At 69.8% G+C, this 1,155-nt stretch carries 1 protein-coding gene and 1 pseudogene; both read left to right on the top strand.

The window, feature by feature from the left end:
• Window positions 1-119, top strand: a pseudogene (locus tag MKK49_RS07080) (IS5/IS1182 family transposase); the annotation flags it as partial.
• Between the two features lie 127 nt (window positions 120-246).
• A partial coding sequence (locus MKK49_RS07085) for a PQQ-binding-like beta-propeller repeat protein (RefSeq protein ID WP_244027361.1) occupies window positions 247-1,155 on the top strand: 909 nt, incomplete at its 3' end.

Below are 1,155 nucleotides of genomic sequence, written 5' to 3' on the forward strand. Positions count from 1 at the left end.
TCGAGCGGCTGATCGGACGCCTCAAGCAGTATCGCCGCATCGCCACCCGCTACGAGAAGCGAGCGGCAAACTACCTCGCCATGGTCACACTCGGCATGACCATGCTCTGGCTCACATGACTTTGCAGAGAGGACCTAGACCGGATCCCGACGGACGCGGGCGGCGGCTTTCCGCCCGCGTCCCTTCGCGCATGACCCCCGGCGTCGGAATCGCCTAGATCCCCCGGACCGCACCCGAGGGGATCCCATGCGTCGCGCCCTACCGCTCAGTCTGGCCGTCCTCGGTCTGGCCGTCCTGGCCGGATCCATCCTCCCCGCTCGGGCCCAGAATCCGGTCCAAGGCCCGGCACCCGGGCCGGTGCTCCAGACCATCGACGCGGCCAACACCCGCTATTCGCCCCTCGACGGGATCACGGCCGGGAACGTCGCCCGCCTCCGGGTCGCCTGGACCTTCTCGACGGGCGTGCTGCGCGGCCACGAGGGCGCGCCCCTGGTGGTCGGCGCGGTGATGTATCTCCACACGCCGTTCCCCAACATCGTCTATGCCCTGGATCTCGATCATGACGGCCGCATCCTCTGGCGGTACGAACCGAAGCAGGACGCCTCCGTCGTGGCGATGCTGTGCTGCGACACGGTCAACCGGGGCCTTGCCTATGCCGACGGCGCGATCCTGCTCCACCAGGCCGACACCACCCTGGTCTCCCTCGATGCCGCGACGGGCCGGGTGAACTGGCAGGTGCGGAACGGCGACCCGGCCCGCGGCGAGACCAACACGGCCACGATCCTGCCGGTGAAGGACAAGATCCTCGTGGGGATCTCAGGCGGCGAGTTCGGGGTGCGCTGCCACCTCACCGCCTACGACGCGAAGACGGGCCGGCGCCTCTGGCGCGCCCATTCCATGGGGCCGGACGCCGACATGCTCGTCGACCCGGAGACCACCACCGTGCTGGGCCGCCCCATCGGCCGGGATTCCTCCCTCGCCTCGTGGGAGGGCGACCAGTGGAAGACCGGCGGCGGCTGCACCTGGGGCTGGTACGCCTACGATGCCGCCCTGAACCTGATGTATTACGGCACCGGCAATCCCTCGACCTGGAATCCCGCCCAGCGCCCCGGCGACAACCGCTGGGCCCAGTCCATCGTCGCCCGCGATCCCGAC

Source organism: Methylobacterium sp. J-090, from assembly GCF_022829345.1.
Lineage (GTDB): Bacteria > Pseudomonadota > Alphaproteobacteria > Rhizobiales > Beijerinckiaceae > Methylobacterium.